This window comes from Lysinibacillus sp. NPDC097231 (assembly GCF_044761885.1).
Classification (GTDB): domain Bacteria; phylum Bacillota; class Bacilli; order Bacillales_A; family Planococcaceae; genus Lysinibacillus.
Genome location: NZ_JBIWDH010000008.1, coordinates 1 through 22,084, shown reverse-complemented (window position 1 = coordinate 22,084; position 22,084 = coordinate 1). Strand labels below are relative to the sequence as shown.

The following is a 22,084-nucleotide window of genomic DNA, read 5'->3' as shown; positions in this document are numbered from 1 at the left end:
GATGTCAACGCAAGAAGCTGAAAATGTCAAACAAGTTAAACTTGATTTCGACGCTGAGTGTCCATCATGTAGTGCCTCCATTGAATTTAACCCAGCAACGGGAAAGCTAACATGTCCTTACTGTGGCTATGAGACTGAAATAGCAACACCAGAGAAAGAAAAAGTTGCTCAGGAAATGGATTTTGCCAAGGCTGAAGAACGCGGAAATTTCAATTGGGGTGTTGAGAAAAAAACAGTAATTTGTAAAGCCTGTGCGGCAGAAACAATTTACGATGCATTACAGGTAGCTGATAGTTGCCCATACTGCGGTTCAAACCAGGTTATGGAGGCCAGTGCTGAAAATACACTTGCACCGAACGGGGTATGCGCATTTGAAATAACAGATAAGCAAGCAGGAGAAAACTTCCAAAGGTGGATTAAGGGAAGATGGTTTACGCCTAAGGCAGCAAAAATTAGTGCGAAGCCTGACTCGTTTAAAGGTGTGTATCTTCCTCATTGGACTTTTGACACGAAAACAAGCTCAAGGTATTCGGCAAGCTATGGTAAACATCGTACGGTTACAGACAAAGATGGCAATACTCGAACAGAAACAGATTGGTATTCCACAAGTGGTTTTTATCAGGAATTCATTGACGATTATTTAATAAGTGCAACAACTCGTTATGATCGAAATATGATGAGAAAAATTGAACCCTTCAATTTACTCAATAATAAAGCCTATAAGCCAGAATATGTAGCCGGTTTTTTATCAGAGCGTTACAGTATTGGTTTGCAGGACGGCTGGAGTCAAGCAAAGAGAGAAATTGATAATCATCTAAGAGCCCAAATTACCTCGAAAATACGTTGGGAAAAGAATGCAGATGTTGTATCTAATTTACGTTTCTCTACGACACATGATGATATTACATACAAGTATCTAATGTTACCAATCTGGCTTTCTTCGTTCCGTTATAAAGAGAAAATATACCGATTTATGGTAAACGGACAAACGGGCCAAGTAGGTGGAGATGCTCCAATTTCACCGCTTCGTGTAACAATTGCTGTGATCTTATCATTAATTACAATTGCTATTATTTGGTATTTCTTTATGTCAGAATAGTCATGAGCAGTATTCCTGTAAGGCTAGTCCATACAATGGAATACTGCTTTTTTCTATAAATTACTGCCTTTAATGCTGAAGAACAAGGGAGAGCGCTAGCGCACTGTAATCAAATCGTCTAAATTAATGGGTGAACGGCTGAATAATTGAAGAAAAAGGGATAAATATCTCTAGTTATCACGGCTTTCCCTGTGAATTGTTGCATAAGTTATAGTAACAATTCAATTTCGCCTTGGCGTAATTGTAGCTGTCGCTTTGCTTTCACACAGATAAAATTACTGCTCGTTTATGCGGGATAAATGAAAAGCAATCTATTTCACAAGAAAAAGAAACTAGTTATTAGTGATTAATTAAGCGGATTTTTTACGTAGTGGTGTGTCATCTTCCATTGATATCCTATTTGCCAAGGAGAGTTGAGCAGAAAGCCTTAAAAAGTATTGGTTGCTAGAAATCTTTAAATGGAAAGATTGTTTAAAAGTCAGAACAAGTATTTCCATAAATTCACGCTATGTGAAGTTGCGAATTTACATTAAACAAATTATTATACAGTCAGAGAGCTTTTTTCATGTTATGAGCTGTGAATGTATTGTTATTCTTGAATAATAGTTAGTTGGTTATTCATGTATGGAGGTTTCGACAATGGATGCAATTGAAGTGTTAACAAATTTAGATCAAATACATGGGTATTTTCAACCGATATTTAGCGCGGATGCGCATACGGTGATTGCCTACGAAATTTCCGGACAGTTACAAATTGAAGGTCAACAAATTAATTTAAAGGATTTTGTGAATAATGAAGATATTCCAGAAGAATATCGAATTGACATGGAACATAAAATTCTACACGCTGCATTAGCCAAAATAGAAGATATCGGACAGGATATTGATATTTATATTCCAAGTAATCCAAACTTACTGATGCAGGATTTCGGTGAAAGTCATTTTGATATTATTCAACACTATATAAGTGAAGAGGATTTACATCGTATTGTATTAGTTGTTTCTGAGCACCGTTTTTTAGGTGATATTCATAAGCTGCACCATGCAGTTCGTTACTTTACGACTTTTGGTGTTAAAATTGCCGTTCAGGAAGTGGGAGCGGAGAGTCATTTAGAGCATATTGCTCTTTTATCACCACAAATTTTAAAGGTCAATATTAGAGACTTAAATTATGATTCTTGGTCTGCACAGTCAGATATGATATCAGCAATAGGGAGCCTCGCATATAAAATTGGCGCAAATCTCTTATTTGAAGGAATTGAAACTGTTTATCAATTACAGTTTGCCTGGAAGAATGGAGGCAGATTTTATCAGGGTCGATACTTGGCAAATCCTGCAATGTCATTCGTAGAAAAAGATATATTGAAGGAGCGTTTTAAGGAAGAGTGCCAGCAATTTATTACCTCTGAAAAGAAAATGCTAGAGGCGCAATATTTTCAACTGAAAAAATTGCAAGAGGAGCTAGAAGCAATTGTTCATCGTGTTAAACCTTCTAGTGACAACATCACACATTTAGAGCAATTGGCACAGCTGTTGGATAATTATTCATTCCGATTATATATTTGTAATGAGGATGGCTTCCAACTATCACCGAACGTAATGCGTATTGAAGGTCAGTGGGAATTACAGCCACGAGCTATCAATAAAAACTGGAGTTGGCGTCCATATTTCCTACAAACCATTATTAAAATGCGTAACGATCAGAGCGGAGAGATATCAGAGCTTTACCGAGATATTGAGACAGGGGAAATCACAAGGACGTTTTCGATTGCTATTAACGAGCATGAGTATTTGTTTGTCGATCTATCCTATGATTACCTTTATGAGCACAATATATTTAGGTAGTATCACAAATGCTTATATATCAAGGTTTTAGGGGTACAAGACTTACTTGTACCCCAATTTTGAATGAAAAAGAGATTCAATTTAACTAAGGATGAAGAAAATATTTTATCATATAAAAACTGCACCTCTAATTTTTTGGTTAGACTATCGACAAAAGCCATTGAGAGTGAACTTCTCAATGGCTTTTGTCGTTTTTTCTGTGATAATCAATTCCGCTTTGGCGTAATTGATTATTTTAAAGGAATTCCAAGTCCTAATGAAGAAGCGATAGATACAATAGAGCTAATAACACCTAGTAGACTAGTTAATTTCTCTAAAGGTTTTTTAGCTTTCTCTTTATCTCCATTTTCTATATAAGTTTGAAGAAGTTCGAAATTAGCTTCTGCAATATCTCGTTGGTCTTCAGATAGTTGTTGAATTTCTTCATGAAGTTGCTGTAGAGCATTGTTAATGTCATTAGATTGGCTAGCTATCCCTTGATTGAGTGTACCATTGTTTTCAATAGTTATATTACCTTTATTTTCTCCAAAAGTTAAACCACCATATTTACTAGATTCGCCCATATAACCATCTCCTAATATTATAGTAACTTTTCCAAGTTTTGATACTTGATTTAATAGTTGATCAGAACTTTCTTTGGCTAAAATATCTATAATTTCTCTTAAACTCTCAGGTTTATTGTGCTTGCCTAACCCAACATTTTCTTTTTTGTTATTAATTTTTTTTTTAAAAAGCTTTGTCTGAAATCCTCACTGAATTCAATTATTGGAATGGCGTTTAAAGGATCGAAACAATTTTCTGCACCACAATACTTACAAGGAATGAAATCAATATTTTCAAGTTCAGATTTATTAGCAGTTAAGATACTTCTACTACATTCCTCACAGTGAAACTCTAATTTTATAACGATTGCTTCTTGTTTTTCTAATTCAGATAATTTATCAATAACTACTCCAAGAGGTAAGTTCGTTATTTTTGCAATATAACTATGGTAAAATTTATCAATTTTACTAATTGCAATTGCCTCAAGTGCATTATCTATTTTTTGAGAAATTTCCCATGGCTTTAAATTGCTCACAAATTTTACCTCGCAGAATAAATTTGGTAAATCAATTTTTCTCTAATATAATCCAATACATGTTCAGAAGCAAATACATTGAACTTAAATGTCTTTGTATTTACGCCGATTCGAATAGAAAATTCTTGTTTCACTCCATCAACACTATGTTCAAATAGTATGGATCCTTTTTGTTTGGAAAGATAGGGTTCTAAATAATTGTATAATGGTAAACCTCTTAGTTCTCTAATACTACCCAATCCTATTGTTTCAAGACCACTTAAAAGTAACAAAGTAAAAGGTGTTGTTTCTAAAATGCCGGTAATATTTTCACTATTTAAGTTTTGCTCTAGAACTGATAATTCACCATTAGTATAGTATTCATCAATTGCAGAAAGTATACTCACGATTGATTGACCCTGTGTTTCTTCAAATGCATTGACTAATCCTGCTGGTCTTCCTGTAGCATCAATAAGCCTTCCTTGAAGGATATCAGCTAAAGACTCAAGAGTACCACCATATTTCTCTAAGAAATCATACTGTTTGAATTCGTATTCTTCATCCACTATTTTAGCTAACCAAGCAATAATTTTTTTGGCTACTGCTGAACTTGCCCGAATTTCAATTATTCCCTTAACTTCATCTATATAAACTGTTGTAATCTCATGCTTAACGTATTCTCTACAGTTCGTTAAAAAGTAATCAACATTAACCCCTGTTCTATGAATAAATCTTAAATAATATGCTTCTGAACCTTCGATGTAAGCAGCAGCAATGATTGTAGGATCAATGGGAACATTATCGCTATTTGGTGTAACTACTGTTTCGAAAGGGTTAAATGGCATTTTATCAATGATACTTTGTTTAAGCCCTGTTAAATTAGTTTTATTTGTCGCTTGGTACCAAGCTAAAGAAACCGCTCCAGAGAATATATTATTGCTTAGCATTTTAAGAACATCGCCTTCAATATGCTCAAAAGCTTCCCACACTCTGCTTGCTAATTCATTTACATTGCCGACTGATTCTAAAGTCATTTTATTACAAATCTCTTTGAGTAGTGTTTTACTTAATTTATTCAAGTCTTGGGGAAAGATTAAAGATTTAATTGTATTCATTTAACACCCTCCAGAATTATATTCTGTGTTCGATGAAATTATGTCTTTTTATTAATAAATATAATATTATATGTTTTGTATACCCAAAAAATGACAAAAATATGTTGGTTGACATGAAAGTAGGGATGAATGGGAACGTATATGCACCACAATGAATAAAAATTAGAGTCGTTCTAAACCCAAAATTAAAAAAATCACCCATTAAAAATGAGTGACTCTACTTCATTATTTAAATTGTTGAAATTGGGGTACAAAGGAGGAGCTTGTTCCAAAATGTACCCCATGTACCCCAATTGATTTACCTTTTACCTTTAAATGATGAATGTTATTAAATTTGTTCCTAAAGTTTTATAGAATCTCTGTTAATTCTGCATTTACAAACCTTTGGGCAGTAATAAGAACACCTGATGCTGTTCTTCCATATACGCTATATAATCCGCCAGTTTGGTTAGGAACGATTTCAACCTCATATTGAGCTGCGCCTCCTACACTTGGCGTTACAAAAGTAGAAGCATTGGCATTAGCGGCAAATGGAGTTGTTGATAGTAATTGTCTTGTACCGTTAAGTCTAAATACTCTTACTACCCCAGTTAATAAACCGCCAGTAAGATTGAGAACTTTGATGCGGACGCTAGTTGCATTAGCTGGTTGATTTCCTGTATTTTCAATTGGACCAGTAGTTAAAGGCAATTAAAATTCACCTCCTTTAAAATGAAAGTTTTATAATCTGCAGATTACATATTCATTTTATTCAGTATCTATTGAAATGCTCTAAACGTATTAATCAATTTTCTATAAAAATGTAGAAATTGATTAAAAAAACTATATAAATCGTTCCGCTTTAGTTATTGAATGAGCTATGACTTTCTATCATTCAAGAGTGTTACCTAATTTTTACTCTTGCCAGTATTGAATTCGCATTATTAGTTGGACAATAATGTAACACTATAATGCTGTCTTCCGGAGTTATAATAGCGACTGTGATTGGTAACAGTATGTGTTTAGATTATTGATAGGTGTTCCTATTTTGGTATAATTAACTGTGAGAGAGGATGATAAATATGAGCAAAAATATCGTTGTTATAACAGGGGCTGGCAGTGGCTTAGGTGCAGCACTTGCAAAAAAATATTCGTCTTTAGACAATCACATTTGTTTACTTGGTCGCACGAAATCAAAGCTTGAGAATACGGCTAAGACTTTAACCAATAGCTATTCTATTTATGAGGTTGATGTTACTTCAAAACAAATGGTCGCTCAGATAATTCATTCTATACAAGATGAATTTGGATCCATTCAGTTGCTAATTAATAATGCGGGTGTTGGCTATTTTAAGTATGCTGAAGACTTGAATGAAGATTCAGTTCATCAAATGATTGATATTAACCTAAAAGGAACAATTTTTTGCACACAAGAAGTACTAAAAGGTATGAAAGAACGTAATGAAGGAACAATCGTCAATATTGTTTCTACAGCCGGTCTAGAAGGAAAAGTAACGGAATCTGTATATTGTGCTAGTAAATTTGGAGTACGAGGATTTACAGAGAGTCTAGCATTAGAATTAAGCGATACATCTATTAATGTATGTGGCGTATACATGGGTGGCATGAGAACAGAATTTTGGGACGGGGTGTTTACTGAGGAAAAAACTAGGACATTAATGGATCCTAATGACATCGCGGATATTATTATGGATAATATTAAACCAAGAAAATCATTAGCTGTGACTGAAGTTGTAATCAAAAATAAACGATAACACAATGTTCTTGCAAAGATGATCAGGTAACGTAATTAAGGTAGAGCCTGGTCACTTTCTATTTCATTTAGTTTAGAGCAAATATTTAAATCTAAAAAGTTATCATTTAAAAAGATCAGTTCCCATTTTTGAGAATGGGTACCTGGTCTTTTTGTCTTTATCAGGATATCTTGCTCAGTCAAGATAGATTATAAAAGAACGGCACTATACAAAATTGTTTTAGTTAACGATGGTTAAGGAATTTTATAACCTTAATTTTGAGTAATTGCTCACTATTAACAAATTAGAAGTTTGTTTTTTAATGAAAAATATGGTAATGTGAAAATAACTTTAGGTGAAGGGGGAGAATCCAAATGAAAAAAAGATCAATACGTTTTTTAAGTATGGGTATTGGATTCTCAACAGCTGTTTTTTTCTAAAATTGAGTTTTTAGGGACCAGTCTGCCCTTTTTTAGAAAAATAAAAACCTAAAGGAGATTAACTATGAATATTAAAATAACACGTAAAAATCCAATCCAAGTACCTAGCCCTGTTGGAAATTACAGCCATCTTACAATCATTCCTAAGGATGCAACAATGTATGCATTATCTGGACAGATTGGAGTAGGGGCTAGCGGTGAATTACCATCATTATTAACGGAACAGGTTAAAAATACATTAAAGAATATTCAATTAATATTAGAGACAGAGGGACTTAACGCGGATAATGTGGTGAAAGCCAATATTTGGGCAACAGAAGAAATAGATTGGGATGACTTCTATCAACAATGGGAAACGATGTTTGGAAATCCCTATCCTTCTATGACGATAGCTTATATTACTGCTTTAGGACTCCCTGACATTAAAATAGAAATTGATATTTGGGCTGCTAAATAAGTAGAAAACCGACAAAATCTTAAATGATCTTGTCGGTTTTTTTATTAAATAAATTTTGGGGTATTTGATAAGAAAAAAGGCCACTTTTTCTTAGCGTAAAGTGACCAAATTAAAAATTTATTAAATGATGGGGGGTGTTTCTTGCTCAGAGTATGAGAATTTGGAAGCGAATTGGGTACACTATCATTTTATGAAGAAGAAAAGTTTTCTGTTAGGTGTTTACCATTTTCTAAAACAATTATAATCTTACAGGTGTGATCCTTAGCATTATCGTAAGTTTTAAGTAATGAAGGTACTGTCCAAGAAGTACCCATTTGCGATGAATGCTACGCCGAATTTACAAAACTGTTTTAGAACATTAATCATTTTCTCGATACATAGATAAGATGTCTTTTGCATGCTGTCGTAAAATATTGATTAATTCTTCTGGTTCTACAATTTGAGCATGCATACCAAGTCGATAGAAGAGGGGGCTAATAAAATTTAGTTCACCTTTGTCTATAATGGAATCAATATAACCTGTGCCATCTTCTTTTATAACGACAAAATCTTCAAGGTTAGGGTCGCTTTTGCATTGACGTACACCCTCCCTTGATAAAAGAACATGTAAACGAATGGGTTGTTTAATTTTATATGTGCTACCAAACCACTCCTCCAAATTATAAAATTCCTCTTTATTTTCTTCACTTTTTATGATGGAAATAATACGATCTACACGAAATAGTAATATTTTTTGTTTTGTAAAATCAAAGGCGGGCATATACCACAGCCCATCATGAGCATAAACACCAATAGGATGAATATGTTTCGTTGTTGTACCTGATTTGGATTCATATTGAATATGTAGATTTTTGTTTTCGATGGCTGCCCCTAAAACAGCTTTCAATAAAGGGGTTTCAATCGCTCGTTTAGGATTCCAAAATGCGATGTAGGATTGAAGTTTATCCACCTTCCGCTTCGCCTCCTGCTGAAGCGAGCTATAAAGTTTATGAGAAGCGGATTTAATTTCCGTATTAAAAGGTAAATCACGGTAATAATGAAGTGATTGGAACGCAAAGAAAATCGAAACTGCCTCATCCTCTGTAAATAAAATAGGGGGAAGAAGTCTGCTCGTTAGGACAGTATAGCCGCCGTTTCGTCCTTGTTCTGCGTAAATAGGCAATCCCATATCACTTAAATCTAAAATATATCGATGAACCGTGCGAATAGATATATTGAATTCATCAGCAACTTCTTGTGCAGTAAATTTCTTCTTTGCACTAACAAACAGAAGGATATCTAATAACCGTTTTGCTTTTGTCATTTTCTCGCCTCTTTCCATTTAAACATGCCAGTAGTTGTCGTGTTTTATGTTTAGTATAGATATTGTTCAAGAGTTTTTCAAAAGTGAAAAGAGATGACGATATGACACGAGAAATTATTTTATTTATTGGCGACTAGTTTAGATGGATTTATTGCGAAAGAAAATGATGATTTACAATGTTTAAATGAAGCAGAGGGGAAGGGGATGCTGGTTATTCAGACATGTATCAATCGATTGATACGATAATTAAGGGTAAGAGAACTTATGATTGCCTTGTAGACCATACTAAATCTAATCCATATCCCGAAAAGAAATGTTATGAATAATTTGCACTCCGAGTTGGAGCTTTCCGTGGGCTTGGCTTCAAACTCCTCGTCACTACGTTCCTGTGGGGCTTTCAGCGCAAGCTTATCCCACAGGAGTCGCCACTCTAAGTGAAAATCAACAGTTCCTCATCAGTTAAGCTGAAGCTAGAATGGCAGGGCCTGCTGATACTATTATTGATGATTGGCCTCGAATCTGTTATTAGTAAAGCGAATGGTAGATCTCACCCATGATTCCCTTCATTTGATGCATACCTGTATCAGTATTGGTCATCATAACAATTCCTTGTTCAAGATATGGATAGGCTATTAGCATACATTGAAATCCAACACCCCAGCCAAGGGAAGACAATTCAAGCTTCTCGTCCGTGCCATCTAGAAATATTCCAAGGCCCGTCCATTCCTTGCATCCCTGAGGGGTTAACAGTTCTTTTACTTGTTTTTTAGTAATGCCGATTTTACTTTGTCCTTTGACAGCCTTCATAACATCCAGTAATAATTTTGTTAAATCTCTTGGAGTAGTCCATATACCACAAGCGGCACTGTAAGGATAAATAAAATATTTCCCTGGAATTAACGTTCCATTTTGATTATGGCCACATGCAAAGTTATCCGTATTTGATGTTGAAAGAGAGGTAGAAAATGTACTGTTTGTCATGCTCAATGGCTGAAAAATAAGTTCGTCCATAAGAACGGAAAATGGTTTGCTCATTATGTCTTCAATAAGTAATTGAATAACGCAAAACCCTGCATCGGAATAGTGAAATTCACTTTCTGGTTCGTACATTACCTCAATAGGCGTTTTACCATTCAATATTTCTACCATGGATGGCATGTCATTGAACGATTCTACCGTCGCAAAACTGCCTTCCGGGTCAACAATACCAGATTGATGACTTAGTAAGTTTCGTAATGTAACCTTTTTATGCTTTGTCAATTGATTGTCAGGAACTTTCCATGACACTAGTTTTTTATTAATATCTTCATCTAAATCAACAATCCCTTGTTCCACCAATTTCATTACTAAAATGCTTGTTAGAAACTTACTGATCGAACAAGCATTGAAAATGGAGTGTTCATTAACGTATTTATCGGTACCTGCCTCTAGAACACCAAATTGATCCGTCTTACTGATTTTTCCCTTCTCGATAGCTACAAGACTTAAACCTGTTATACGGTAATGCTCCATGCGTTCACGAATGTTTATCATCATTTAACTCCTAGTTTTTTCTTTATTATAACAGAAATACAGAACAAATGTTTGTGTTTTGGTTTTTTAATTTATGAACCATATAAGTGTAACAATTCGAACCCTTTTTGTTCTACAAGCCTCTTCATTGCCATTGGATATGTATAACAATAAAAGAAAAATACCTTAAAAAAAGCATATCCAAAACAATGGATACGCTTCTTACTTGTGCATTTTAAGCATTTTTCTTCGTTTTCGTTGTTCGTTTTCTCGTTGTTGGCTTTTTCGTTTTCTCTAAGGAGGCTTGAAGTGCTGTCATTAAGTCCGTGACATTATCAGGAATTGGACGTTTATCGCTAGTTGAGATGGTATTCGTTGCTTTTTTCTCCTCTATAAGCTCCATTAGAGCATTGCGATAGTCATCAGTGTATTTTTCAGGGTTAAATTCTGTTGTTAATTGATCAACTAGCATTAGTGCCGTTTCTAGCTCTTTTGGAACAACGTTTTGTTCGCTTGGAATATTTGGAACATCACTCACGCTTCTTACTTCATCAGGGTAATGAATGGTCTCCATCACTAAAGAGTTTTGATAAACACGAACAATTGCTAATTGCTCTTTTGAACGGATAATAATTTTGGCAACGCCTATTTTTCCGGATTGTTCTAATGTTTGACGTAATAGGGAATAGGCCTTTCCGCCAGTCGTATCAGGGGATAAAAAATAAGTTCGTTCAAAATAAATAGGATCGATTTCAGTTAATTTCACAAAATCAATAATTTCAACGGCCTTATCTTCATTTTCCTTCCGCAAGTTCTCTAATTCCTCTTGATCTAATACGACAAACTTATTTTTGGCATACTCATAAGCCTTAACAATATCCTCATCTTTTACTTCTTGGTTACAGCCTTCACAAACTTTCTTATAGCTAATAGGTGTATGACATTCTTTGTGAAGTTGTCGCAATTTAATGTCTTTATTTTCTGTAGCAGCGTGTAGTTTCACTGGTATATTGACAAGACCAAATGAAATACTGCCTTTCCAAACTGTATGCATTCAGGTCACCTCGTTTTTATTACTATGATATTTTTTGCTTATTTTTATGTATCTTAAAGTGAAATCGTCAAAAACTAAACATAAAAGGCAAAGTAGGTGTGCTCTGATGAAACCAATGTTATTAACGGAAGTGCTTGAAACGCCTATTGGTGAAGAATGGCTGTATGAAACAAAATATGATGGATTTAGGTGTCTATTAGAATGGGACGAACAGCCAGTGTTAATAAGCAGAAATGGCAATAACTTGAGTCACTTATTTCCAGAGATACTCAATTTTTGTAACAGCTTATTTGATCAAATTAAAGCGTTTTTACCAGTAACATTTGATGGGGAATTAGTTTGTTTATCGAATAATTTAAAAAGTGATTTTTCGCTCGTGCAAAAAAGAAGAAGGATGCAAAACCAAGAAGTAATTGCAGCTCATGCACAATCTTTTCCTTGTCATTATATTGTTTTTGATGTTCTAAACTATAAGGGTGAATCGTTGACAAATCGGTACTTGAAGACGCGTAAGCAGCAACTCGCTAAGCTTTTTACGACTCTAAAGCTTCCATTAACTGTCGATTATGAGAGCCAAGAATTCCTTCAAGCAATTGATTGTACAGAGGCTGCTGAGCAACTTTGGCATGAGATTAGAGTGAATAATGGGGAAGGGATGATTGCTAAAAAGAAAACAAGCAAGTGGGTAGGAGATACGCGTTCTACACAGTGGTTAAAAATCAAGAATTGGCGATATGTAACGGTTATTGTCAATCAATATGACCATAGAAATGGCTATTTTCATGGCTCTGTTTATCATCAGGACGAGCTAGTAGAAATCGTTGTTTTTAAACATGGAATGTCAGAGGAAGAGCGTAAAACACTCATAGCTTTTTTTCAAGCAAATGGACAAAGGATAAATGAAACATGGGTATTAGCGTCTTCTATTTGTGTCGATATAGCCTGTATTGATTTTGATGGCATTAAATTACGGGAACCGCGTTTCCATGCATTTCGACTGGAAATGATGCCAGAAGATTGTCACTGGCAGCATATGCAGCGACAGCTTAATCCAATTCCAGATACAGTAAACATTACGCATCCTGATAAACCAGTTTGGCCTGAAATTGGCATAACGAAGGATGACTATTTATACTATTTACAAATGATTTCTCCGTATTTAATACCTTTTCTTCGTAATCGCCCACTTACGTTAATTCGTTTTCCACATGGGGTTCCTGGAGACAGCTTTTATCAAAAAAGTAGTCCAGAGAAACTACCTGAATTTGTTTCAACAGGATGGATGGATGATATTAATTATCTTGTATGTAACAATCTTGAATCATTATTATGGCTTGGCAATCAGCTTACCTTAGAGCTGCACATACCTTTTCAAACAGTACAAACAGAGCGACCGACTGAGATTGTCTTCGATCTGGATCCTCCTTCTGTCGAGCAATTTTCACTCGCTGTTACTGGAGCGCTGGATTTAAAGGAAATTATCGATTATTTCAAGCTGCAATCCTTTGTGAAAACATCGGGAGGCAAAGGATTGCAGCTTTATATACCGTTACCTGAACATACATTTTCCTATGAAGAGGTGAGAGTATTTACTGAATTTGTGTGTCGTTTTTTATGCGAACAAAAGCCTGATTTGTATACTATAGAACGTTTAAAGAAAAATAGGCATCAAAAATTATATTTAGATTATGTGCAGCATGCAGAAGGGAAAACGATTATTGCTCCTTATTCGACACGTGGCAATGAAAAAGGCTTAGTGGCAACGCCATTACATTGGGAAGAGGTCAATGAGCATTTAACGCCTGATCAATTTACGATTCCTGCTGTATTAAATCGCATGAAAAAAGTCAGCAACCCATTTCGTAATTTTCGTGAGATAGGGGAGGAGCAGGATTTTCAAGCTGTTTTGGATCACTTAAAGTAATCATGATCAAATGATATTTTTAAACCATGTTAATAACCTAACAATTTGAAAAGGTTCTGTCCAAATTAGCGTAAAACTAAGGATGAAAAACGCTGCAACAGGTAATAGCTTTGTTTTGCCCTGTTCTCCTTTAAACATAGCACTAAAACTACTCAATAAGCTAATAAACAAGGTAGCAAGCCCTATCATCATTAAAAGCTCAAAGGACTTTGTAAAAATATAGGCAGAACTAAAGAATAAAACCCCCATTATAGACATTATTATGGATAGTTTACTTAGCATTTTTATATCACTCCCTTTATCCTAATTATACCAATTTATACGAAATGAAGTGAATAATAAAAAAGCAACGGATAGTTCCGATGCTTTTGATTTGCGTAAAAGGTAACAGTCATCATTCTACACGTTCTTTTTAGCTAGATAATCAAGAATTCCCATTGCCGAAACAATGGTATCAAACGGGATTGTTTGATAGACAGGATGATTTTCTGGGATATCATGCTCCTGTAAATAGCTGTGTAAAAGTTCTTTAAAGCGTGTATCTAAAAACTTGACCTGTTCTTTAAAATCGCTGGAAACAGTTAAAGCTTTTTCTCCTTCAGCTATAAATAGTGGTGTCCAATAGCGTACTTGACGGTAGGCTTCAGATGGATTTTGATAAGCACCATAATGACCGAAATACAATTCTGTAGCATGGAGCTTTTCGTAAAGCTGAATAGATTGTTCCATAGTCTCTGGGTTGTACTGGTTTGGCGAAGTAGAAGGGATAATTAAATCGATCGCTTCTCCGTCCATTTCTGGGTAACGGACACCAGTTGTATCACCAACAAATAAACCATTCGTAGCAGAATAGAGCATAGATACATGATGCTTTGCATGGCCTTCCGTATGATAAAACGTTAGCTGGTGTTGACCTAAAGAAAGTACTTCCTCATGTTCGATTTCTTTAATGCGTTCAGCTTCGATTGGGACAATTGGATCAAATAGACTGTCAAATTCTGCGCCATAAACACTCTTTGCACTTGCTATTAGACGACTAGGATCCACCATATGAGAAGTACCTCGTGGATGTACAACGAATGTAGCATTTGGACAGCTTTGTAAAAATAAACCTGCCCCTCCAGCATGGTCTAAGTGTATATGCGTCACAATAACATAATCAATATCCTCTAAAGCAATATTTAATTCATTTAAACCTTCTATTATATAAGGCACAGATGGACTGGCAGATGTTTCGATTAATGCAATTTTTTCATCAATTAGTAAATAGGAGCTTGTACGCTGTTCCCGATTTAAATCATGTGTATCGATACAATAAAAATTTGGTGCAATTTGTTGTATTCTCCCCATTTCAACTATCTCCCTTCAATTATGAGAAATGCGAAATATTCTCTTATATACGTTTTTTATCTATAAAAATTAGTGGTTATACTACATGATAATCGAAAAACAAATTGAAAGTCTATTCATTTTTGGAAAAGATTCGTTTAAATGCACGAAAAGTCAAACTTAGATATCACATGAATTTCGGTAAACTTATAATTGCGACGAACACGTCCTACCTAAAAGCTAAAGAAATCATCGCATTATCACCATTTGACTCCGATAAGTATTGGATATTCTCTTATATTCATTTTTTATCTATAAAAATTGGGTATTATACTATATAATAATAGAAGAATTAACTGAATGGCCATTCATTTTTTAGGGAGGATAATTATATGGAAAAAAAGATTCGATATGATACACGAAAAGTCCATCGTGTCAATTTAGCGATCATTTCAATTTTAGCTGTTCTTATTTGTGGACCTATGATTTTTTCAAAGGGCATTATGTTTCTATTTGTTGGTCTTGCCGTTATTGCATTAGCAATATGTAATTACTTTTTACCTATTAAAACATATGTTAAAGGCTTTATTTTTGGCATGATTCCTTCGAGTGTTGTCTTTACATTATTTTTACTAGATAGCTTTTCGTTAAATAAACATTATATTTTACTTTGTACAGTGGCAATTATTGCTCTTTATTTTAAGAAAGAATTAATCGTGTTTTTTGGCATACTGACAAACATCAGCTTCCTTATTCTCTATATCGTAAAGTCTGAATCATTATTAGGGCCATTCGATGATTTTATCGTATTTATTACACTTGTTGCGATTATGAATGGCGTAATTATTGCATTTTATTTGCTCGCAAAATGGGGCAATGAACTAATTGAACATGCCGCAGTTCAGCAGACCGAAGTAAAAGCATCTTTAAATCAGCTACAGGATACGTTTCAAGAGATTGAAAAAGGTAGTAAAGCATTGGATGAGCACGTTACACATTTTCAGCGTACAATGCAGCGTATATCTGGATCGAGTAAACAAATTCTTTTAGCTACTGAGGATATTTCTGCTAGTATTCAGCAGGAGTCATCCAGCTTACAAATGATCCATGGAACGATGAAGGAATCTGTACATTTTGTCAACGAAACATTCTCTATATCAAAGGATACTGTTTCTAAGTCTACAGATCTTCAGCAGGAAGTTTTAGCAGGATGGGAAAAAATGCAGGATGCAATGATGCAAATGGGGGTTATGAGTCATGCGATGAGCTCTACTACTGAAACAGTGAATGAGCTCCAGCTTAGTCTGCAAACTGTAGATAATTTATTAAAGGGGATACAGCATATTGCAGAACAGACAAATTTACTTGCTCTCAATGCAGCAATTGAAGCGGCAAGAGCAGGGGAACATGGCAAAGGGTTTGCCATTGTTGCAGACGAAGTACGAAAATTAGCGGAAGAAAGTGCTGCTATTACGGTGAGTATTACAAATGTAACGCGAACACTGTTCGAAAAGTCAACAGAGGCTCATCAACGTTCTGATGATGGAGAAAGAGCGTTACAACATGGGGAGCTGCTATTACAAGACGTTAGCAACTTCTTTAATGTTTTAAAAGATTCATTTACAAAAACTAATACGGATTTAACTAGAGGCATGAATGAATTAAGCAGCGCCATCTCGCAGTTTGAAAGCATACAGGCACAGATTGAAAAGCTAAATGAAATGACTGAGCAAAACGCAACTTCCACTGGAGAGATTCTGCATTCGGTAGAGGATGAAAATAATATGCTAGAAACGATGACGAACACAACCAATCGTATTCAGGAGTTAAGCGATAAATTAAAGTCACTTGTGACAAAAAAGGAAAATGAGTTTTCTTAAATAAGTGATCGATAATCCTTACTAATATATAATAGAAGAAAAACGTTATATAAAGACATTTTTTTGGCAAAGCTATAACTAAGCGATAAAGTATTGAACTTTATAAACAAGTGTCATCACCAAAAGTTGTGGATGACACTTGTTTAAACGTTTGCCATTTAATATTAAGTTGATTGGGGTGAGACTGGACGCTCCAAGACGAAAAATCAACCACACGTTATGGTGAAGAGCCTTAAAAGGTCCAACACAGGAGAATTATGGTCTTGCCTCCTGTGTTTTTATATTGAAAAAATACCGTTTTTTTAGTTTCAAAATATGTATGCATAAATTTTTAAGAAAATGTTCAAAATGAAAAAGGTGAAAATATGTCTTTTTCGTCACAAATTCGCTCATTCATGTAAATAATCAAAATGAATCTCTTGTCATAAGATTAACTTATCGAAAAAGATAATATTAATGTAATTTACTTATGAATATAAATACGCTATCATGGGTATTGGAGAAAAGATGCTTTACTTAGCCTTTTCAAAAAGATATTTAGGGGGATCCGCAAATGGCACAAGGTAATTTACACAACAGCCGTGCATCATTCGAAGTTAATGGTAAAACTTATAATTACTATGACTTAGCTGCGATTGAAAAAGCTGGCGTTGCAAAAGTTTCAAACCTTCCTTACTCAATCAAAGTATTATTAGAATCAGTTTTACGTCAATATGATGCATATGTTATCAAAGAAGAGCACGTAAACGAATTAGCAAAATGGGGTAACGGTGCTGATCCAGAAGCAGAAGTACCATTCAAACCTTCACGCGTAGTATTACAAGACTTTACTGGTGTACCAGTAGTAGTTGACCTTGCTTCTCTTCGTTCTGCAATGAAAGAAATGGGCGGCGACCCAAGCAAAATCAACCCTGCTATTCCAGTTGACCTTGTAATTGACCACTCAGTACAAGTTGACAAATATGGTAATGCATCTGCACTAGCAGCAAACATGGACCTAGAATTCGAACGTAACGCTGAGCGTTATAACTTCTTAAAATGGGCACAAACTGCTTATAATAACTTCCGTGCTGTACCACCAGCAACTGGTATCGTTCACCAAGTAAACTTAGAGTATTTAGCTCCAGTTGTACACGTAAACGAAAATGCTGACGGTACATTCGAAACATTCCCAGATTCAGTAGTAGGTACTGACTCACATACAACAATGATTAATGGTATCGGCGTTCTTGGATGGGGCGTTGGTGGTATCGAAGCTGAAGCAGGTATGCTTGGTCAACCTTCATACTTCCCAATCCCAGAAGTTATCGGTGTTAAATTAGTTGGCGATCTTCCAAACGGAACTACTGCTACTGACTTAGCATTAAAAGTAACTCAAGTATTACGTCAACGTGGCGTAGTTGGTAAATTCGTTGAGTTCTTCGGACCTGGCGTATCTAAATTACCACTAGCTGACCGTGCTACAATTTCTAACATGGCTCCAGAATATGGTGCTACATGTGGTTTCTTCGCAATTGACGAAGAATCATTAAACTATATGCGTTTAACTGGTCGTGACGAAGAGCACATCGCGGTTGTAGAATCTTACTTAAAAGCAAACCACATGTTCTTCGATCCAACATTAGAGCCAGTTTACACTGACGTATTAGAAGTAAACTTAGCTGAAATCGAACCAAACCTTTCTGGTCCAAAACGTCCACAAGACTTAATTCCACTATCTCAAATGCGTTCTCGTTACAAAGAAGCAGTAGTGGCACCACAAGGTACACAAGGTTTCGGTTTAACTGAAGATGAATTCGCAAAAACTTCTGTAGCTAAATTTTCTGAAGGTGATGTAGAAATCCCAACAGGTGCTGTAGCTATCGCTGCTATCACTTCTTGTACAAATACATCTAACCCATACGTATTAATTGCTGCGGGCTTAGTGGCGAAAAAAGCTGTAGAAAAAGGTCTAACTGTGCCTAAATGGGTAAAAACTTCTTTAGCACCAGGTTCTAAAGTAGTAACTGGTTACCTTGAAGATTCAGGTTTACAAACTTACCTTGACCAAATCGGTTTCAACACTGTAGGTTACGGTTGTACAACATGTATCGGTAACTCAGGTCCATTACTTCCTGAAATCGAAGACGCTATCAAAGATAACGACTTATTCGTAACATCAGTTCTTTCTGGTAACCGTAACTTCGAAGGTCGCGTACACCCACTTGTAAAAGCTAACTACTTAGCTTCTCCACCACTTGTTGTTGCTTATGCACTTGCTGGTACTGTGGATATCGACCTACAAAAAGATTCATTCGGTAAAGACAAAGATGGCAACGAAGTATTCTTCGCTGATATCTGGCCTTCAACTGAAGAAGTTAACGCAGTATTAGGTACTGTAGTTAACCGTGAATTATTCCAAAAAGAATACGAAACTGTATTCACAGCGAACGAAAAATGGAATGCAATTGAAACATCAACTGAGTCTCTATACACATTTGATGACAAATCAACTTACATCCAAAACCCACCATTCTTCCAAGGTCTTGCAAAAGAGCCAGAAGCTATTAAAGGCTTAGACGGTTTACGCATTATGGCGAAGTTCGGTGACTCAATCACAACTGACCATATTTCTCCAGCTGGTGCAATCGGTAAAGATACACCTGCAGGTAAATATTTAATCGAAAACGGTGTTGCAATCCGTGACTTCAACTCATACGGTTCTCGTCGTGGTAACCACGAAGTTATGATGCGTGGTACATTTGCAAACATCCGTATCCGTAACCAAGTTGCTCCAGGTACAGAGGGTGGATTCACTACTTACTGGCCAACAGGCGAAGTAGAGTACATCTATGACGCATGTATGAAATACCAAGAGCAAGGTACTGGCTTAGTAGTACTTGCTGGTAACGACTACGGTATGGGTTCTTCTCGTGACTGGGCTGCGAAAGGTACATTCCTACTTGGCGTGAAAACTGTTATCGCACAATCTTACGAGCGTATCCACCGTTCTAACTTAGTAATGATGGGTGTTCTTCCACTTCAATTCATGCCAGGTGAATCAGCTGAAACTTTAGGCTTAACTGGTAAAGAAGAAATCTCTGTTAACATTACTGACAACGTAAAACCACGTGAAATCTTAACAGTTACTGCTAAATCTGAAGACGGTTCAGTTAAAACTTTCCAAGCTTTAGCTCGTTTCGACTCAGAAGTAGAAGTAGACTACTACCGTCACGGTGGTATCCTACAAATGGTTCTTCGCGCAAAAGCTGCTGAGTAATCATTTTCAAAAAAACCGATCTCCTAGGAGGTCGGTTTTTTTTGATAGAAGAATGAAATTGTGACGGATAAAATGGCTATTTCAATTTAATTTTCCAAATTCCTAGCATTTTCCCAACGGTTTATATAAAATAGAAATGAAAGCCTTTAAAAATTTACATAATTGGGGGATATCAATCATGACAAAGAAAAAACATAAACTTTACACGGCAGCAACAACGGCAATAGCAGTTACAGCTTTAGCAGTAGTACCTGCTTCGGCTGCTAGTCCATTTTCAGATGTAAGCGAAGATCATGAACATTTTAACAGTATTTCAACATTACATGCAGCAAATATTATTAATGGTTTTCCAGATGGTACATTTAAGCCATCACGGGACGTAACACGTGGACAAGCGGTGAAGATGATAGCAAGTGCTTTCCAACTAACAACAACAACGGATACTGCAGCAAGACCGGTTTTAAAGGATGTAAACTCATCTAGTCCATACTTTAAGGCGATTGTTACATCGATTAATCTTGGTGTTGTGGAAGGCTATGAGGATAATACATTCCGTCCAGATGAAACTATTACACGTGGTCAAATGGCGATGATGGTGGCAAAGGCAGCAGGCTTAACAGCAAAAGGAGAGAGTCCATTTACAGATGTACCGCAAAGTAGTCCATATGCAGATGCTGTAACGGCATTGTATGAGGCAGGCATTGCAAAAGGCATTTCTGCAACAGAATTTGGTGTAGATAAAAATGTTACGCGTGGTCAGTTAGCGACATTTATAGTGAACGCATTAGACATCAATAAAGAAGCACAGCCTGGAACGGAAGTAAAAGAGGAACAACCACAAGAGCAGCAGGAAACTAAAGAACAGCCACAAGAGCAGCAGGAAACTAAAGAACAGCCACAAGAGCAGCAGGAAACTAAAGAACAACCTACAACAACAAGTGAAAGTGCTTCTTTAGAGGAAGTATTTGCCAAAACATTAGCCAAGCAAAAAGAGCTAAAAAGCATGAAAGCTACCATGACGATGACTCAGTCAGTAGAGGCAAATGATGGTAAGGAAACAATGAAAATGGATTCTAAAGGCAATATGTCTATGGAAATTGTTACAGAGCCGATGCAATTCTTTGCGGATGGCACAATGTCACTAACAGATCCAACAAATGGTGAAGCGATTAATTTGCCGATTAAAATGTATATGACGGCAAAAGATGGTATGTATATGTATGAGGCAGATCAAAAGGCTTGGGTAAAGTTCCCGAAACAATTGTTTGAAGGTGTGCTTAACCAAACTGGGATGCAGCCAGATGCAGCGGAGCAATTAGAGATGCTGCAATCATTTGCTGACGATTTCAAATTAAATGAAACAGCTACCCGTTATGAATTAACGCTGAAGGGTTCTGGTGATAAATTCACAGAATTAGTGAAGCAACAGCTTAGTGTAATGGATTTAGGAATGGAAGCTGATCTGGAGGCACAATTGGGCAATATGTCTTTTGATAGTCTCACATACAAATTATTGATTAATAAAGAAACATTTGATGTAGAAGAAATTGCTATGGATATGACATTAAGCATGAAAGTAGAAGGCAATTCAATAAAAACAAAACAGCAAACAACAATCAAATATCATGATTTCAATGCTGTGAAAACGATTACGATTCCAAAAGATGTGCTAGAGAACGCTAAGGAAATGGATCTTAACACAACAGAAGCAGCACCAGTAAGCAAATAATAGAGAAATAAAACTCTTGATTTTGAAAATAAGAGTTACTGAAAAAGTAGGTTTACGTCATATCTATTGACGTAAACCTACTTTTTATAATGCTGTAACTAGATAAAAATGAGGCTGGGACAAAACCTCAAGAATTAACAAAGAAGCCCGGGGAATTTTACGATCAGTAAAATTCCCCGGGCTTTGTATTTGAACATATAAATTTTAATAAAAAGAATAAAAAGAAAGGACACCTTCTGATAAAATTAAAGTAACCAAACCATAACCAATCAGAAAGAAGTGTCCTTATGTTTAAAAATTATAACATGAATCAAGTTGTTTTACCGCTAGATTTAGAAATAAAACTTC

17 protein-coding genes and 1 pseudogene are annotated in these 22,084 nt (G+C 35.7%); 9 read left to right on the top strand and 9 right to left on the bottom strand.

Annotated features, from left to right (window positions below; all coding sequences use genetic code 11):
* Nucleotide 1: 1 nt before the first annotated feature.
* Entirely contained in the window at nucleotides 2-1,099 is a 1,098-nt protein-coding gene (locus ACIQXF_RS07100) for a TFIIB-type zinc ribbon-containing protein (RefSeq protein WP_402780959.1), read from the top strand.
* A 639-nt stretch (nucleotides 1,100-1,738) separates the two neighbouring features.
* Nucleotides 1,739-2,944: an EAL domain-containing protein gene (locus tag ACIQXF_RS07095; protein ID WP_402780647.1), complete on the top strand. Its 1,206-nt coding sequence runs from the start codon at nucleotides 1,739-1,741 to the stop codon at nucleotides 2,942-2,944.
* A gap of 230 nt (nucleotides 2,945-3,174) precedes the next feature.
* Here ACIQXF_RS07095 and ACIQXF_RS07090 read toward each other — a convergent pair whose 3' ends face one another.
* The 4 genes from ACIQXF_RS07090 to ACIQXF_RS07075 form a co-directional block, all read right to left on the bottom strand.
* Nucleotides 3,175-3,507, bottom strand: coding sequence for a hypothetical protein (locus tag ACIQXF_RS07090; protein ID WP_402780644.1), 333 nt, complete (start codon nucleotides 3,505-3,507; stop codon nucleotides 3,175-3,177).
* Between the two features lie 125 nt (nucleotides 3,508-3,632).
* On the bottom strand, nucleotides 3,633-4,022 hold the full coding sequence (locus ACIQXF_RS07085) for a hypothetical protein (RefSeq protein WP_402780642.1): 390 nt from the start codon (nucleotides 4,020-4,022) through the stop codon (nucleotides 3,633-3,635).
* A gap of 5 nt (nucleotides 4,023-4,027) precedes the next feature.
* On the bottom strand, nucleotides 4,028-5,116 hold the full coding sequence (locus ACIQXF_RS07080; RefSeq protein ID WP_402780639.1) for a hypothetical protein: 1,089 nt from the start codon (nucleotides 5,114-5,116) through the stop codon (nucleotides 4,028-4,030).
* Between the two features lie 348 nt (nucleotides 5,117-5,464).
* Nucleotides 5,465-5,806, bottom strand: coding sequence for an ATPase (locus tag ACIQXF_RS07075; protein ID WP_402780636.1), 342 nt, complete (start codon nucleotides 5,804-5,806; stop codon nucleotides 5,465-5,467).
* Nucleotides 5,807-6,177: 371 nt separating this feature from the next.
* Here ACIQXF_RS07075 and ACIQXF_RS07070 point away from each other — a divergent pair, with 371 nt between their 5' ends.
* Entirely contained in the window at nucleotides 6,178-6,870 is a 693-nt protein-coding gene (locus ACIQXF_RS07070) for an SDR family oxidoreductase (protein ID WP_402780633.1), read from the top strand.
* A 483-nt stretch (nucleotides 6,871-7,353) separates the two neighbouring features.
* On the top strand, nucleotides 7,354-7,746 hold the full coding sequence (locus ACIQXF_RS07065) for a RidA family protein (protein WP_402780630.1): 393 nt from the start codon (nucleotides 7,354-7,356) through the stop codon (nucleotides 7,744-7,746).
* 358 nt (nucleotides 7,747-8,104) lie between these two features.
* Here the strand turns inward: ACIQXF_RS07065 and ACIQXF_RS07060 are convergent, their stop codons facing one another.
* Nucleotides 8,105-9,049, bottom strand: a complete 945-nt coding sequence (locus ACIQXF_RS07060) for a helix-turn-helix transcriptional regulator (RefSeq protein WP_402780628.1) — start codon at nucleotides 9,047-9,049, stop codon at nucleotides 8,105-8,107.
* Nucleotides 9,050-9,150: 101 nt separating this feature from the next.
* Here ACIQXF_RS07060 and ACIQXF_RS07055 point away from each other — a divergent pair.
* Nucleotides 9,151-9,369 (top strand): annotated as a pseudogene (locus tag ACIQXF_RS07055) (dihydrofolate reductase family protein); the annotation flags it as partial.
* A 205-nt stretch (nucleotides 9,370-9,574) separates the two neighbouring features.
* Here the strand turns inward: ACIQXF_RS07055 and ACIQXF_RS07050 are convergent.
* Together ACIQXF_RS07050 and ku are read right to left on the bottom strand one after the other, a co-directional pair.
* Nucleotides 9,575-10,582, bottom strand: a complete 1,008-nt coding sequence (locus ACIQXF_RS07050; protein ID WP_402780956.1) for a serine hydrolase domain-containing protein — start codon at nucleotides 10,580-10,582, stop codon at nucleotides 9,575-9,577.
* Between the two features lie 214 nt (nucleotides 10,583-10,796).
* Nucleotides 10,797-11,615: a non-homologous end joining protein Ku gene (ku, locus tag ACIQXF_RS07045; protein ID WP_402780625.1), complete on the bottom strand. Its 819-nt coding sequence runs from the start codon at nucleotides 11,613-11,615 to the stop codon at nucleotides 10,797-10,799.
* A 106-nt stretch (nucleotides 11,616-11,721) separates the two neighbouring features.
* Between ku and ACIQXF_RS07040 the strand changes: the two genes are divergently transcribed.
* Nucleotides 11,722-13,539 carry a DNA ligase D gene (locus ACIQXF_RS07040; RefSeq protein ID WP_402780622.1) on the top strand — a complete coding sequence of 606 codons (1,818 nt, stop codon included), beginning with the start codon at nucleotides 11,722-11,724 and terminating at the stop codon, nucleotides 13,537-13,539.
* A gap of 6 nt (nucleotides 13,540-13,545) precedes the next feature.
* Here ACIQXF_RS07040 and ACIQXF_RS07035 read toward each other — a convergent pair whose 3' ends face one another.
* Both ACIQXF_RS07035 and ACIQXF_RS07030 read right to left on the bottom strand, forming a co-directional pair.
* Nucleotides 13,546-13,821: a hypothetical protein gene (locus tag ACIQXF_RS07035; protein WP_402780619.1), complete on the bottom strand. Its 276-nt coding sequence runs from the start codon at nucleotides 13,819-13,821 to the stop codon at nucleotides 13,546-13,548.
* A 117-nt stretch (nucleotides 13,822-13,938) separates the two neighbouring features.
* On the bottom strand, nucleotides 13,939-14,889 hold the full coding sequence (locus ACIQXF_RS07030) for an MBL fold metallo-hydrolase (RefSeq protein ID WP_402780616.1): 951 nt from the start codon (nucleotides 14,887-14,889) through the stop codon (nucleotides 13,939-13,941).
* 371 nt (nucleotides 14,890-15,260) lie between these two features.
* On the opposite strand from ACIQXF_RS07030, the gene ACIQXF_RS07025 reads away from it, so the two are divergent.
* The 3 genes from ACIQXF_RS07025 (at nucleotide 15,261) to ACIQXF_RS07015 (ending at nucleotide 21,736) form a co-directional block, all read left to right on the top strand.
* A complete protein-coding gene (locus ACIQXF_RS07025; RefSeq protein WP_402780613.1) occupies nucleotides 15,261-16,748 on the top strand; it encodes a methyl-accepting chemotaxis protein in 1,488 nt (495 codons plus the stop codon).
* A gap of 553 nt (nucleotides 16,749-17,301) precedes the next feature.
* A complete protein-coding gene (acnA, locus tag ACIQXF_RS07020; protein WP_402780610.1) occupies nucleotides 17,302-20,007 on the top strand; it encodes an aconitate hydratase AcnA in 2,706 nt (901 codons plus the stop codon).
* Between the two features lie 178 nt (nucleotides 20,008-20,185).
* Complete coding sequence (locus tag ACIQXF_RS07015; protein ID WP_402780607.1) at nucleotides 20,186-21,736, top strand: DUF6612 family protein; 1,551 nt, start codon at nucleotides 20,186-20,188, stop codon at nucleotides 21,734-21,736.
* Nucleotides 21,737-22,084: the final 348 nt, after the last annotated feature.